17 protein-coding genes are annotated in these 13,179 nt (G+C 53.7%); 2 read left to right on the top strand and 15 right to left on the bottom strand.

All coding sequences use genetic code 11. The features are described 5' to 3' along the window. Nucleotides 1–39 precede the first annotated feature (39 nt). The 3 genes from ORD20_RS10175 to ORD20_RS10165 all read right to left on the bottom strand — a co-directional run bounded on the left by ORD20_RS10175 (nt 40) and on the right by ORD20_RS10165 (nt 3,385). Complete coding sequence (locus tag ORD20_RS10175) at nt 40–642, bottom strand: methyl-accepting chemotaxis protein (RefSeq protein ID WP_430626708.1); 603 nt, start codon at nt 640–642, stop codon at nt 40–42. A gap of 117 nt (nt 643–759) precedes the next feature. Next, entirely contained in the window at nt 760–2,910 is a 2,151-nt protein-coding gene (locus tag ORD20_RS10170; RefSeq protein ID WP_158246213.1) for an EAL domain-containing protein, read from the bottom strand. Between the two features lie 250 nt (nt 2,911–3,160). Then, nucleotides 3,161–3,385, bottom strand: a complete 225-nt coding sequence (locus ORD20_RS10165) for a hypothetical protein (RefSeq protein WP_103374957.1) — start codon at nt 3,383–3,385, stop codon at nt 3,161–3,163. A 276-nt stretch (nt 3,386–3,661) separates the two neighbouring features. Between ORD20_RS10165 and ORD20_RS10160 the strand changes: the two genes are divergently transcribed. Together ORD20_RS10160 and ORD20_RS10155 are read left to right on the top strand one after the other, a co-directional pair. Next, nucleotides 3,662–4,087 carry a hypothetical protein gene (locus tag ORD20_RS10160; RefSeq protein ID WP_103374958.1) on the top strand — a complete coding sequence of 142 codons (426 nt, stop codon included), beginning with the start codon at nt 3,662–3,664 and terminating at the stop codon, nt 4,085–4,087. A 105-nt stretch (nt 4,088–4,192) separates the two neighbouring features. Next, entirely contained in the window at nt 4,193–4,354 is a 162-nt protein-coding gene (locus ORD20_RS10155; protein WP_158246214.1) for a hypothetical protein, read from the top strand. 3 nt (nt 4,355–4,357) lie between these two features. Here ORD20_RS10155 and ORD20_RS10150 read toward each other — a convergent pair whose 3' ends face one another. The 12 genes from ORD20_RS10150 to rplQ all read right to left on the bottom strand — a co-directional run bounded on the left by ORD20_RS10150 (nt 4,358) and on the right by rplQ (nt 13,153). Next, the gene (locus ORD20_RS10150; RefSeq protein ID WP_103374959.1) at nt 4,358–5,215 is read right to left on the bottom strand and encodes a complex I NDUFA9 subunit family protein; all 858 of its coding nucleotides are present in this window, start codon (nt 5,213–5,215) and stop codon (nt 4,358–4,360) included. A gap of 18 nt (nt 5,216–5,233) precedes the next feature. After that, nucleotides 5,234–5,884 (bottom strand): efflux RND transporter periplasmic adaptor subunit, encoded by a 651-nt coding sequence (locus ORD20_RS10145; RefSeq protein ID WP_430626142.1) that lies wholly within the window; start codon nt 5,882–5,884, stop codon nt 5,234–5,236. Then, complete coding sequence (locus ORD20_RS10140; RefSeq protein ID WP_430626141.1) at nt 5,829–6,860, bottom strand: DHA2 family efflux MFS transporter permease subunit; 1,032 nt, start codon at nt 6,858–6,860, stop codon at nt 5,829–5,831. The genes ORD20_RS10145 and ORD20_RS10140 overlap by 56 nt, the downstream gene beginning before the upstream one ends. Nucleotides 6,861–6,884: 24 nt before the next feature. Further along, complete coding sequence (locus ORD20_RS10135) at nt 6,885–7,505, bottom strand: HlyD family secretion protein (protein WP_103374962.1); 621 nt, start codon at nt 7,503–7,505, stop codon at nt 6,885–6,887. A gap of 1 nt (nt 7,506) precedes the next feature. Continuing rightward, nucleotides 7,507–8,304 (bottom strand): hypothetical protein, encoded by a 798-nt coding sequence (locus ORD20_RS10130; RefSeq protein WP_103374963.1) that lies wholly within the window; start codon nt 8,302–8,304, stop codon nt 7,507–7,509. A 48-nt stretch (nt 8,305–8,352) separates the two neighbouring features. Further along, a complete protein-coding gene (locus ORD20_RS10125) occupies nt 8,353–8,796 on the bottom strand; it encodes a MarR family winged helix-turn-helix transcriptional regulator (protein ID WP_103374964.1) in 444 nt (147 codons plus the stop codon). Between the two features lie 131 nt (nt 8,797–8,927). Further along, complete coding sequence (locus ORD20_RS10120) at nt 8,928–9,839, bottom strand: proline dehydrogenase family protein (RefSeq protein ID WP_103374965.1); 912 nt, start codon at nt 9,837–9,839, stop codon at nt 8,928–8,930. Beyond that, nucleotides 9,832–10,590 (bottom strand): tRNA pseudouridine(38-40) synthase TruA, encoded by a 759-nt coding sequence (truA, locus tag ORD20_RS10115; protein WP_103374966.1) that lies wholly within the window; start codon nt 10,588–10,590, stop codon nt 9,832–9,834. The genes ORD20_RS10120 and truA overlap by 8 nt, the downstream gene beginning before the upstream one ends. 1 nt (nt 10,591) lies before the next feature. Further along, nucleotides 10,592–11,302, bottom strand: a complete 711-nt coding sequence (locus ORD20_RS10110) for an energy-coupling factor transporter transmembrane component T (protein ID WP_158246215.1) — start codon at nt 11,300–11,302, stop codon at nt 10,592–10,594. Beyond that, a complete protein-coding gene (locus ORD20_RS10105) occupies nt 11,275–12,051 on the bottom strand; it encodes an ATP-binding cassette domain-containing protein (protein ID WP_158246216.1) in 777 nt (258 codons plus the stop codon). The genes ORD20_RS10110 and ORD20_RS10105 overlap by 28 nt, the downstream gene beginning before the upstream one ends. Continuing rightward, nucleotides 12,042–12,818 (bottom strand): energy-coupling factor ABC transporter ATP-binding protein, encoded by a 777-nt coding sequence (locus ORD20_RS10100; protein ID WP_103374969.1) that lies wholly within the window; start codon nt 12,816–12,818, stop codon nt 12,042–12,044. Before ORD20_RS10100 ends, ORD20_RS10105 begins: the two co-directional genes overlap by 10 nt. After that, on the bottom strand, nt 12,818–13,153 hold the full coding sequence (gene rplQ, locus ORD20_RS10095) for a 50S ribosomal protein L17 (protein ID WP_430626707.1): 336 nt from the start codon (nt 13,151–13,153) through the stop codon (nt 12,818–12,820). The genes ORD20_RS10100 and rplQ overlap by 1 nt, the downstream gene beginning before the upstream one ends. Between the last annotated feature and the right edge of the window lie 26 nt (nt 13,154–13,179).

Here is a 13,179-nt window from a genome sequence, read left to right as displayed (position 1 = left end):
CGTGTCCCAAACCTTTCTTTCGCATGGTCGCTGGCATCCTCAAGGGGCTTGTAACCCTTGTGCAAGTTGAGCCACGTCTGCCGCTTGTCGACTGGTTAGAGCAGCTGTCTCCCGCAGTTGAGCCAACGTCTTCGTGGCAGCTTGCAAACTGCGGTCCACCATTTCAAATTCCTGGACAGTTTTTGTCACCCCAGCATGAATGGCCGAAAAGGCCTGCGCCGCATTTTGACTTTGCTCCTCGCTGGCCTGTTGCGCCGCCACTGCTTGGCTCAGCGCATTTTGGAGGGTCTCGAGATGCGCAGTAATTCCCTTAATCGTTTCATCAATGGTTGTAGTCGCTTTTTGCGACTCCTCCGAAAGTTTTTTCACCTCATCCGCGACCACCGCAAATCCTCGTCCCGCCTCTCCTGCCCGAGCCGCCTCAATGGCAGCATTGAGCGCCAACAGATTCGTTTGCCGCGCAATACCGCGGATCAAAGTTGTCGCTTGGCCGATAGCTTGCGTTTGCATCGTGAGCGCTTGTCCCGCGCTAGCAACGCCGTCCAATGCTTGTTTCGAGCGTTCGTACGTACTATAGCTTTGAATTAAGGTATCAAGTTCCGGAATGGTACGAATGGTGTTATAAAACGCCGGCGTAACCATATCGGCAACTTGGTCCCATGCGATGCGCTTCAGCCTAGGCGCATCGTCCGGGTTCCAACCTAAGAATTCAACATATTGCCTCCAGTCAATCATTGGTGCGCCTCTTTCTTTGTAAAATTATCTGTGAGTAAACGGCGCTGGGCGGCCCCAGTAATATCCTTGCGCAGCGACTACCTTCAGATCCTTCAAAAGCCCAGCCTCTTCAGCCGTTTCAACGCCCTCTACAATTAAGGCGCCTTGCGCCCTGTGTGCCCACGTATTCAGGGAAACAAGCAATTCTTGTGCTAATCGGTTGCGCCGTGCCGCCACGAGCCATGAACGATCGACCTTAATCCATTCAGGCGCAAGGTCTAAGAGCCGGAGAATATCGTGAGTTCCGGTTCCCCAATCGTCAAGCGCAAATGCCACTTCGGGGTACGCTTGGCGAATTTCCCTCCACGACGAATACCCTACGGGCAAGCTATCATGCTCCGAAATTTCAAGAATGATATGGCTCCGCGGGACACCAAGATGGTCTAGGTAGTCGTTTAGCCAATGTTTGTTCTGAAGAGTGGCTGCCCGCACATTAAGGGAAAGCCATTGGTCCTGGCCTAATGCATCGCTCTGTGAGATAGCCTGCGCGATGGCGATGAGTGCCATACGGTCGACCTCGGCGACAGTATTCGTCGCTTGAGCCATCGCAAAGAGCTTATCTGGTGCTATAGCATGTTCGGCCATACGCGGACGAACCAACGCTTCATAACCCCAATGGGCTCCGGTTTGAGCAAAAATCAAGGGTTGGAACACCGCCGTCATTTGCAATCCATTCCAAGCGAGTTCTCGCCCTAGCGGTTCAAGTCCTGAAGGGTCCACCGACCGCACGCGGGTCCAGTAGGCCACAACATGGGTCCCCATCTCCACCGGCCAGATTTCGTCGTACGCCCACCACTGTTGACCACTTCCACGTTGATTCAACAATACTCCCCGCCATGGCTCGGCCATATCGAGACGTTGCCACATGGCCCGGTAGACGGCTTCCGGCGTCTCCCCCGCGGAATTAATCCCAGGCCTGTAGCCCCTAAGCTCTTGGGCAGAACGGCCGGTTAAGACCTCAAACGCGCGGTTGCAGGTAAGGATACGGCCATCGCGGTCCGTCAATACCGCTGCCTCCTCCCAGCGTGCCCACAAGCTCTCCACAATGGTGGTTAAATGGCGTGCAGACACGACCCCTGACGGTGGTTCATGGGAAACGGCATCTGGGTGAGGGCCTACGGCCCGATTTTTACCCAATCGTTTGGCCGCCAACAAGATCTTATCGGCTTCCATGGCCGTAGAGTCGTTCAATACCCCAACCGTCCAACCCATAGAACAGCCTAAAGCCACCTGATGCCCGTCGACATTAATCGGTTGCTCCGTCACAGCACGGTGCAATCGTTGGGCTAGAGAATCGGCCTGGTCTTCTGGAACATGGGGCAGCCATACAGTAAATTCATCGCCCCCCGGACGCATGATGGCATCCCCGGCGCGTAAAGCGCGCTGCATACGGCGCACCGCTTCCACCAACACCGCATCACCGGCGGTATGGCCCCACGTATCGTTAAACCATTTAAAATCATCCAGATCACAGGCGATGACCATCCCTACCGTACCGGGCTCGAGCCGACCAAGCCAAAGCTCACCCCCATAGCGGTTGAACACGCCGGTCAAGCGGTCTTCTTCGGCATGACGCTGAGTTTGCGCCCACGCTTGCGTGCGGGCCACTTGACCAAACGCATAGACTCCCGAAAACAATGCCACCACAGCCGTAATCCATGCATCAGCCTCGCTATCCCCATTTAACCCACTCACAGCGAGAATCACTAAAATTGTGATCCCATACAGAGAAACCCACAACCACCACGTCCGCGGCCGGTGCCGACGCACCACAGGAGCCATGAGAGCCAACCCACTTAAACTGACGGCGCCAACAAACGCCTTAACGGCGTGGTGGTCTATCCCACCTACAATAGCGGTCCACACGGCGATGGTCGTAAGAGTCGCAAGCCAAGCCCATCCATTTGAAAGCCACATCCATGCAGCGACCACCCCCATTGCAAAGACCGCCCATGGTACAGGTACTAATCGCTGGATGAAGAGCCAGCCTAATGCAAGAGGTGTCAAGAACGCCGTCGCCAATGGTGCCCCGTAACGCCATCTAGGACGAAAGACCAAGTCGCCGAATTCCCAGATTCCGACAAGCAATCCCGCTTCCAACATGCCCCAAGTAAGACTGTCTACGACATTCTCCATAGTCTTCGCACATTCCCTTTTATGAGGTCTTAATGGCGACTTTATGCATTTGCCATCATTTCCCTCAAATTGACCATACCATAGACACATTCCATCGTTGTATCAATAAGACATATTTTTTATCGATTTTCCACGAATATTGGCATTTCCCGTCGAAAAGCGTCTAGACCCTGAAGGACTGGCCTCATCGGATAGTAAAATTTTCTAGGACAATTCAATACGAATAATGGGGGAATTGACCATGGCGAGATTAGGCATTGACGCGTGGTTGAGTCGCCGCAGTGACCGCGATACCCTCTATCGACAAGACAACACCTTGTTCCCATAACGGATTCACATCCGCGTCTCTTTGTCGATTTATGTCTTTTTCTTGGATTTCAGCAAAGGGGCCGTCTTTGGCGCTGTTTGCTTGATGTTCGGGTAATACCCAAACGTCTGGATCTAACCAACCATTTTTATCTAATATGTAATACACTACCTATCTCGTTCATGTGTTGTTGAGGCCGATAGAAATGCGTAGTAGCAATGGAACGCCATCATGATCAACAGAAAGTGAAGGCGTGGGCTGATTGCATCTGTTAAAAAGCGGAGCTATGCCAAAAACCTGAAATGAGGCCCCAATATCCCCGCAGGCACGAAGAGGATACGCCTCAAGTGTCTGCGGGGCATTATCTTTTCATATATTAAAGGAGCGGCACGCCGCATTGTCTTGATGTGTTCTTCCGCTGCCCGAAGGGAGGCGTGATACACGGTGAAAAAACTCCTGGCCACTGATGCCTTAAGAAGGCTCGTCAATACTCTCGTGGATGCGTCGTTGACCAGTCCCAGCCTTGCCGAAATGGTGCATCAACACCTCTTGGTCGAATGGGTCCCGACCTCCATCCCTGGCGACTATCCTACTTATCAAATATCAGCCAACAACACCATTTATTGGGAACTCGAAATCAGCGACAGTGCATCCCACCGCGCATTGCTCTATCAGCAAGCCCTAGCCTTACTGAGGATTGGAGTAAACGGAGCCCTTGTCACCCCCCAAGAGGAGCGCATGGCCCATAAACTCTTTCCCATGCGGGTGTTTCGCACGTGCCCCTCATGCCAACAACCCTTTAGGTCTTGGCTTGATTATTACGGACACCTTAAATTAGACCATCTCTTAGATCATCAAAGGACAGGCTAAACTGACCCCCCAGGCGCTGGAGACTTCCACCGGCTCCAGCGCCGCCGCATAACAAGATAGGCTATTAGGCATACTATGTTCAAGTTCCTAGAGAAAGGATCGATCATGATGCTCTTCTGGATTGGTCTCGCCTTATTAGCCTTATGGGTCATTGGCTTCTTCTTTTGGCATCTTGGCACGATTATTTACGTGGCCCTTCTGGCTGCGATTGCCGCCTTTGTCTGGCATTGGGTCAGCCGCCGGGCCCATGCTCGAGAAAAGTCCTAATGCTTAGAGATCATTGCCCAAGGTTTGTGCGATCGGCACCAGTTGTCGCCAACGTTCGTCTTGGGTTATGTTCGCCTCGTTCAACATACGCAATTGATCGGTACTGACTGGAAACTTCGGTATGCGTTGACCCACCTCTGCCATCAGCATGAGAAGGGGTAATGGGATGTGGACAAGGGGAGGGTTCTTACGTCCGTTAACATGTGCCACGTGGCGATAAAGCCCATCCATTGTATAACGGTCAGGTCCCCCCATCTCCCATGTCTCGTGGACCGCCACATCTTTTTCCACCATCTGTACAATGACTTCTGCGACGTCTGTCCTCGCTATGGGTTGAAATAGTGTCTGCCCTGATCCAGGAACAGGTACCAACGGCAGGCGTGCTTGAGCGGCCAGTGTCGCAAAAAATGGCGACCCTCCCCCAAATAAGAGGGAAGGTCGCAAAATGGTCCATGCCAAAGGCGCATTACGAACATATTGCTCGGCGTTCCACTTCGTTTGATGATATTGGCTGATAGCCCCTTCTCGGGTGCCTAGGGCCGACATATGCACCAACCGAGGTACTCCCGCAGACAGGGCCGCATCCACCACGTGCTGGGTCACCTGTTCGTGCATCACCTGGAACGTAATACCCGCCGCTGGATGTTCTTGAATAATCCCCACTAAATGGACAATCACGTCGGTCCCGCGAAAAAGCTCAGTGAATGAAGCCGTTCGCATATCGATTGCGCGGCACTGTACCCTGCTATCCTTTGGGGGGCAGTGCCGCGCCACCACCGTGACCGTATGGCGGCGCCGGATTAGCGCCTCGCTTACCGCCTGCCCAAGATATCCTGTCCCGCCGGTTACTAGCACTTGCATCGTTCCGACCCCTGTCTCTTAGTGAATCGTAATCCGCACTTCAGCATCTTCCCCCGGCAGTAACGAATACCCTGCAGCATCAATGGACAACTCCACCGGCACGCGTTGCGTCACCTTGGTATAGGTTCCCGACGTCGCAGCGGTCGGTATTAATGAAAAGAATGACTGGGTCGTCGGCTGAATCGCTTCTACGGTGCCGGTAAACGACACACCGGGATGCGCGTCTACGTAAATTGTAGCACTTTGACCCACAGACACATTGCGAATTTTGGTTTCAGGGATATTCGCAATCACCGTCACTTTCGATAGCTGCACAAGCGTCACCAATGGGGTTCCCGCGGCAACTGTCTGGCCATTGGCCACGGAAACCGTCGCCACGTAACCCGAAACCGGGGCCACAATGTTCACAATCGAGGTACCACTGGTCGCCGCAGTCGTCTTGCTTCCTTTAGCAGTCGCCGCAGGCGCGGTGGTCACCGTCTCTTCCGCTATCGTTTGACCTTGCGAAACGCGTTGCCCCACGGCCACCGATAAATCCTGAATCGTGCCGTTGGCTTGTGCAGCGACGGGAATCGTAGGGGCTGAAATCGACGCATCTTGGGTCGACACATAGTCATAGCTTTGGGTCCAGTAGTAGGCCACAACTCCGCCAATCAAGATCAGCGCCACACAATCGTCCTGAAATCGGCATCATGATAGCTGAGGCTAAAGCGGCCGGCATCATCATCAGGCCCGTCTCCAAGGCCCCATAGCCCACTACGGTCTGCAAAAACAACGGGACATAGAAGAGCCCCGAATACATGGACACGGTAATGACCACAACCAACAGATTGGCCATCGTAAACGAGCCTCGGCTAAATACGCGGAGATCCAAGAGCGGATGCTCCACACTGAGCTCCCACAGACTGAAGAGAATCAGAAGGAACACCGATCCCACTAAGAGAAGGATAATGGGCTCTGAGCCCCATCCCCACGTCTGTCCTTCGGACAAAGCGAGAAGCAAGCCGAATAATCCTGAAGCCGATAAAATGAAGCCCATCAAGTCAAATGTGCCCATATGACGGCTAGGAAACTTTGGCACGTAGGCCAAGGCCAAAAGCACACCGATAATCCCAATGGGAACGTTGATGTAGAAAATTAACCGCCAGTTGATATACTCCACCAGCCATCCTCCTAATGTAGGCCCAATAGCTGGCGCGACGATAATTCCCAGTCCCCAAAATCCCATGGCTGTTCCGATCCGGTCACGCGGAACAATGCGATAGACCATCGCCATGGTAATCGGCATAATGAGCCCGCCTCCTAAGGCCTGCAAAACACGGAAGACGGTCAGTACTCCAAGACTCCACGACAATCCTGATAAGGCAGACCCGATCGTAAAAACAATTAACGAGATCACGTAAATCGTCCGGTACCCAAAGCGTTCACCCAAATAGCCCGCGAGCGGCACCACAACGCCCAACGTGAGCATGTAAATGGTTACGACCCACTGCACTTCCGCGGTATCCACGGAAAAGACGCTTTCCAATTTGGGAATGGCGATATTGACAATTGAAGTATCCAAAATCGCCATAAAACCGCCTAAGATAAGAACCGCTAAGGCGACGCCCCAGTGACGGGAATTTGCTGGTTCTTGTGCTGCCATCTTGCTCCTCCTTACTATTGCCCGCTACACATCAACACGTACGGCAGCATTTTCACCGGGAATAAAGGTGTTCGATCCGGTATCCACCTGGATTGTGACGGGTACCCACTGCCGTTCTTTGGAAAACGTTCCCACCTGCAACAACGGGGATAACTCACTTAGCGTGGTTGACCCAATTTTTGATACCGTCCCGGTAAATGTGGTACCCGGATATGCGCTTAACGTGACATTCGCCGTCTGGCCTACGGCCAATCGATGCGCCTCCGACTCGGGAAAGTCGGCGACCACCGTGGAGCGTCCTTGCTGAACAATGGCCATGAGATCTTCACGGGGTTGGACACTGGCACCCGGTGCAATCCCAATCGAGCCAACCGTTCCTCCAATTGGCGCATCGATGGTTGTCGTTTGTCCATTGACGGTTTGCAATTGTAATAGGGACGCCCCTTGCGACACATGCTCCCCGTCTTTTACCTGCAGGCCCTTCACGGTGCCAAAGCTTGTCACACTCACCCAGGTATAAGGGGCCGTGACGTACGCATAGTTTGTGTTCACGTAATTCGCTTGGTAATAGGCATCATACCCGGCTATGCCTCCTAAAATGAGGACACCCATTATCGCCACCAACCCGATGACCCATCGCGGCATTTTACTCACCTTCTTCTTTTTCCGATTCCAAGAGGCTTTGATACCCTAGACGGAGAATCTCGATTTCTTCGAGACGTTCTTCTGCCGCCGTTATGCGTTCTAACCGAATACGAATATCAATCGTCTGCCGGTAAGCATCCTCTTCCGGTGCTTTAGGGGGAACTCCCCGGCTAATTTCTTGCCATAACATATCCGCTTCAGCTCGCAAATCCTCAAGCCGCTCGCGAATGTCCGCAGCGGACAGGACGCGCCGGTAGCGGTCTACGTGAAATTCTGGTTCAGTGCCATTCGCCCACGCCTCATATCCTTGCGATAGAATAAAGAGCTCAAGCAATCGGCGGAGTTGTCGCGGTCGCTCATCGACGCTCTCAGTTCCATCGCTACCTTGGAGCACCAGTTCGGCCATCTCCGCGGCGCGTGATTGAATTTCTTTCGCCTTATAGCGCCACCGCGCACGCGAGACTTCCTCCCGCAGGACATCAATTCGTTGAGGTAAGTGACGCGTGACAGGCACTAGTCCCGTGTTCTCGTCCGTACGGTAAGCCGGAAGGGACCTTTGCGGTTTTTCAACCGCAGGCGTTGTGGCGTCAGCGTCGGTCGTCTCTTCTGGGGTTACTTGTTGTTCTACGGTATGGTGGCCTTGCCGACCAAAGGCCAATGTCAACAAGCCTGTAATCACGCCGACCACGATTAATCCATAACCCCACAAGGGATTAAGCGACGGTTCTCCCACCAATAAAAAGATTCCTAGGATTAAGGCGACCAACGATTCGACGATTCCTGAAATCAGTAATCCCATAAGTCGTCTCCTTGCCGTACAATAATTTGCTTCGTCTTTGTCGCCGATTCAACGAAGCTCTCGACCGTCTCCGCTGTTTGCCCCCTCTTCCATGCGTTCAATTAACGATAGAAGGGTCTTGAGATCCTCTTCGGACATATGCATAAACAAATGGCGAAGAAAATCTTTACGCTGGGCATAATGGCTTGCGATTTGTTGCTGTCCCGCCTCGGTTAAACTGACAGTCACCACACGGCGATCAGATTCAGAACGGGTGCGACTCACTAAATTCGCATGAACCAGCCGGTCAATCATGGCACTAGCGCCGGCCAATGACACCCCTAGCTCTTCCGCAATGTCTCCAACCGTCATCGGCTGATGGTCAAACAGCACTTTCAACAAGGAATACTGCCCCAGCGTCAAGGTGTCTTCTGCGACCGCATGGCGCAAACGACGGCCGATTCGAGAAAAAATCCGGTCGAGATTCTCGATATACTGGTCTCGGTCGGCCACAACACTTCACCTTCTTGATTATTCGTGGTATTAACTATCAACAAGACGTAATCTTAGTACTAACAATATTATATGTCAAGGGTTCGTGCAGAAAAAAAGCCGCCTATCGGCGGCCTGATATTGCTCGTATATTAGCGCTTTGTCAGTGACCGGGCAAAAAACAGCAAATTAGCCGGCCGTTCGGCAATTCGCCGCAGATAATAAGCGTACCAATCGCGCCCCCATGGCACATAAACACGCGTCGTATAGCCGCGTTGAGCCAAATCTTCTAACACGGATAGTTTTACCCCGTATAGCATTTGAAATTCGAATTGGTCATTTGGGATATTATGGGATGCGACGTATCGCAAAACCTTGCCAATCATTTGCTCATCATGAGTCGCGACGGCGGTATAGTTGCCGTTATGTAAGGAAGCCTCGACCAACGCCACATAGTTGTCATCGACATCGGGCTTCGACGGATATGCTAAACTCGGAGGTTCTTGGTAGGCGCCTTTGACAATGCGGAAATTTTTGGGCGGGTCGGACAACGCCTTAAGATCTTCCATGGTGCGATAAAGATAGGCTTGCAGCACGACTCCGACATTGTCTGGATAACGCGCCCAAACGTCTTGAAACAAGCGTAATGTCTGTGTGGTAAAATGAGAATCTTCCATGTCGATACGCACAAACGACTGTACCTCATGGGCTCGTGCGACAATCGCCTCCAAATTGTTGGCGGCGGCCTCTTCGGAAATCGCCATCCCCATCATCGTCAGTTTAACTGAGACATGCGATTGGACATGGGTCTCAGCAATCATGTCCAACATCTGTAAATAACTATCGCGGGCAGCCGCGGCTTCGTCGAGTCGGGTCACGGATTCGCCCAGATGATCCAGCGTTGCGGCCATATGGCGCCTGTTAAGGTCCTTCACGACACGGATAGCCTCATCCAAGGTCGCCCCCGCCACAAACCGCGAGGCGCCTAATTGCATGCCATATTGCCCAATGGTTTTCGATACGAGGGGGTTGTTGCCGACGCCTAAGATAATTTGTTTAAACATGCGCCCTGTCCTTTCCGTTATAAACGATGCGTTCCAAAACCAGACCTTGGGCCGGCACCAAGCCCCCCCATTTTCGTGCTCGGGGATGCACTAATGCCTCTCGCAACGGTCCCACGTCTTGGACCTCCGCCGCGTACAACATGGCTGCAACCAAAATGCGCACCATGTGATACAAAAAACCGTTGGCACCCACATCATAGCGCCAGATAGTGCCGTGGTCCAGCATAGACCAACGACTAAGGAAAATATGCCGGATCGTCGTCCGCGCCGAAGATCCCTCCGACCGGAACGCCCAAAAATCATGGTGCCCTAGCAATAAACGGGCCGCCTCGTTTAAATGCGACCAGGAAAGCGGCTGGGCAACAGGGTAAGCGTAACGCGTCAAACCCGGCCATAAGGGCGCGGAGCCGCGGGCAATCGTATAGCTGTAATATTTCGCATGAGCCGACCGGATGGGATGAAATTCATTCGGCACCCACTCGCATTGCCCCACTTGTACGTCGGAAGGCAAGCGGCGATTGATGACAGTGGCAAGGCGCTCCAGGGGAATGGGGACTCTTCCCTGCCAGGTGATCACTTGTCCCCGAGCATGGACTCCCGCGTCGGTCCGACTGGCGCCCATGACCAGGCCTGGCCCCAATAAGTCCTGCAAGACCTCTTGGAGGACGCCTTGCACGGTTCTTCGCCCAGGTTGTTGTTGAAACCCAGCGAAATTTGTCCCATCATAGCTCACGATCATTTTCATTAGCATGTTAAATCTTCTCTTTCCAAGCGATAATCAGCGCTATCCATAGCGCCGCCGTCACGATCCAATCTAGACGCCGCCAAGGTCTTGGCCACGGCAGCACTTGTGGACGCCAGCCACGGCTCCACAGGGCTTCCGAGACATTCTCGCTCCGCAAGATGCTTGTCATAATGAGTGGCGACAGGAAGCGAAGCGCATCACGCCAATGGGGTGTGGTCCTAGCCAGTTTACGCCGGGCCTGCGCATCCCAGCGCAAGCGGCGCGCAGATTGCACGAGATTGGGCAAAAAGCGCACGGCCACCAACCCGATGAGTGAAATTTCGCCAGCCATCGTTCTTTTTCCGCTCACCCGCTTCGCTAACCATTCCACGTGGCTAAGCATGGCCCATAATGGCATAACACGGAGGATGAGCAAACTGAACCACAAGATCAACGCAAACCGCAGAAAGGTCCAAAGCGCTAGGTGGTCTTTCGCCGCCGCCGAAGGCGCAGGCGTATTAATATAGGTTAAGAGTGCCCATATTGCAGCCCCAGCAAAAACGGCCACGGCTTGCTTGCTCCCCAGGCGCACGCCCAGGCGCCATTGTGTCAACGCTAATAGAGTAAAAGCACCGACGACAGCCCACACGTGGTCCGCCGCATACAAGATAACAATACCGACAAAAAGACCTTGAAGAGGGACTAAGGGGTTTAGCGTACGTTGGACTGGGTTTTCCATAGACTCACCACCTGTTGTGCCGCTGTATGGGGATCCACCCAATCCCGCAACCCAACTGGGGCGCCACGCTCGCATAGGGTGCGCCACAAGGATTCTAGGGGACTTGAGGGAGGGAGGGAATGAGCATACCACATTTCGCCGAGATCTTGCGGAATATTGTCAAGGACCCCCTCACACCAGTAGCCCTGGGACACGAAGGATAATACCCACGGCCAGTCATGGCTAACGATGAGCATTAAATGGTTCTCACTGCGCGCGATAATCCAGTCTCGTATTCGACTTTTCCATGTCACATCTAACCCCTCGGTCGGTTCATCAAGCAAAAACACCTCGGGATCTAGGAAATCATACACAGCGCAGACCAAACGTCTTTTTTGTCCTGTGCTTAAACTCCAGACCGAGTGTTCCCACAGGTCTTCGAGGCCCCAACGCTCCTTCACAGCGTCGAGAGATTGCCGAAAGGCCGGTTCGTTCTGCTTTACGGAGGAAAACGGCCATAGAATCTCACGACTCACCGATTCCTCGGAGAGCTGATGTTCTGGTTGCTGCATCACCCATCCCACCCGGTGTCCCCCTAGGTCAACCGTGCCTGACCGGACTCGTAACTGACCGGCCAACAATGCCAGCCACTGGCTTTTACCCGACCCGTTGGGACCCATAACGGCATAGGCGCCCCGAGGAGGAGCTATCCACTGCCCAATGTGCAGGCCCGAAAACGGTAAAGTCACGTCCTTGACGATTATGGCCATAGTACCCTCCCAAGCTCTAACGCATTCTCTAACAGTGGGCTGAGAGGGGGGGCCTGCCTCCGCACCTGCTCCGCAAACTGGTACCACGATCCGCCAATTTGGCTCGCCATGGTCTCGTGGGCCATCCATTGCGCTTGGCCTTCGGCAAACCACAGACACCGATCAGCGATGTCCAGCCACCTCGGATCATGGCTTATCAGCAACACCGTCTTGGCCTCACCCCGAATATGAGTTATCAAGCGCTCCAACGTGGCTCGGCCAAATCCATCTAACATCGCCTCGGGCTCGTCCATAATCCACACTTGAGGCTGTTGAGCCATAATGGCCGCCAGCGCCGTGCGATGAAGCTCGCCGCCTGACAGGGTAGTTACCGCACGACCGCGCAATCGCTCCAATTGCATAAAGCGCAATGCGTCCTCCACGCGCTTTACATATTCAGGATAAGAGGGCGCGTACCACTGTGGCGTTATACCCACGTCATCCTCGACGCGTTCCGCCACGACTTGATGCTCAGGCTCCTGCTGCACCCAGCCCACCGCCGTAGGCGTCCACTCGTTACCTGCGTCTGGGGTATCAAAACTTACGTGACCGCTCGAAGGCTTGACAATGCCTGCGAGCAATCGTGCGAAGGTCGTCTTTCCGCCTCCATTAGGGCCGGATATAAAAATACACTCGCCCCCCTGGATCGTGAGATCCAGAGGGCCAAGTGCAGGGCGGTTTGTGCGTCCATACTGGACGACCGCATGTTCAATCTTTATTGTGACCATTACACCAATTCGAGAATGGCCATCGGCGCAGCATCCCCACGCCGAAATCCTGTCCGCATAATACGTGTGTAGCCGCCGGAGCGCGTGCTATAGCGCGGCCCAATGCTCGTAAACAGCTTGGTGACCACATCTTCATCCAACACATACGCCAACGCCTGACGACGAGCTGCTAAGTCACCACGTTTGGCCAGCGTAATCATGTGTTCAACAACCCGGTTCACTTCTTTGGCCCGGGTCACAGTTGTTTCAATGCGCTCTTCGCGCAGGGTGGACGTGACTAAATTGCGTAGCATGGCCCGTCGATGTCCCCCAATGCGCCCCAGTTTCCGGTGCATGCCTGGCATAATTCGTTCCCTCCAAT

Origin of the sequence: Sulfobacillus thermotolerans (assembly GCF_039623705.1) — a bacterium.
GTDB classification, from domain to species: Bacteria; Bacillota; Sulfobacillia; order Sulfobacillales; family Sulfobacillaceae; genus Sulfobacillus; species Sulfobacillus thermotolerans.
This window is presented reverse-complemented; position numbering and strand designations above follow the sequence as displayed.

Bases quoted from the DNA above. Each gene is read 5' to 3' on its own strand.
- ORD20_RS10170 (WP_158246213.1), bottom strand. From the start codon at position 2,910: ATGGAGAATGTCGTAGACAGTCTTACTTGGGGCATGTTGGAAGCGGGA.
- ORD20_RS10120 (WP_103374965.1), bottom strand. From the start codon at position 9,839: ATGTTTAAACAAATTATCTTAGGCGTCGGCAACAACCCCCTCGTATCG.
- ORD20_RS10100 (WP_103374969.1), bottom strand. From the start codon at position 12,818: ATGGTCACAATAAAGATTGAACATGCGGTCGTCCAGTATGGACGCACA.
- ORD20_RS10150 (WP_103374959.1), bottom strand. From the start codon at position 5,215: ATGCAAGTGCTAGTAACCGGCGGGACAGGATATCTTGGGCAGGCGGTA.
- rplQ (WP_430626707.1), bottom strand. From the start codon at position 13,153: ATGCACCGGAAACTGGGGCGCATTGGGGGACATCGACGGGCCATGCTA.
- ORD20_RS10110 (WP_158246215.1), bottom strand. From the start codon at position 11,302: ATGGAAAACCCAGTCCAACGTACGCTAAACCCCTTAGTCCCTCTTCAA.
- ORD20_RS10135 (WP_103374962.1), bottom strand. From the start codon at position 7,505: ATGCCGCGATGGGTCATCGGGTTGGTGGCGATAATGGGTGTCCTCATT.
- ORD20_RS10130 (WP_103374963.1), bottom strand. From the start codon at position 8,304: ATGGGATTACTGATTTCAGGAATCGTCGAATCGTTGGTCGCCTTAATC.
- truA (WP_103374966.1), bottom strand. From the start codon at position 10,590: ATGCTAATGAAAATGATCGTGAGCTATGATGGGACAAATTTCGCTGGG.
- ORD20_RS10155 (WP_158246214.1), top strand. From the start codon at position 4,193: ATGATGCTCTTCTGGATTGGTCTCGCCTTATTAGCCTTATGGGTCATT.
- ORD20_RS10140 (WP_430626141.1), bottom strand. From the start codon at position 6,860: ATGGCAGCACAAGAACCAGCAAATTCCCGTCACTGGGGCGTCGCCTTA.
- ORD20_RS10105 (WP_158246216.1), bottom strand. From the start codon at position 12,051: ATGGCCATAATCGTCAAGGACGTGACTTTACCGTTTTCGGGCCTGCAC.
- ORD20_RS10175 (WP_430626708.1), bottom strand. From the start codon at position 642: ATGGTTACGCCGGCGTTTTATAACACCATTCGTACCATTCCGGAACTT.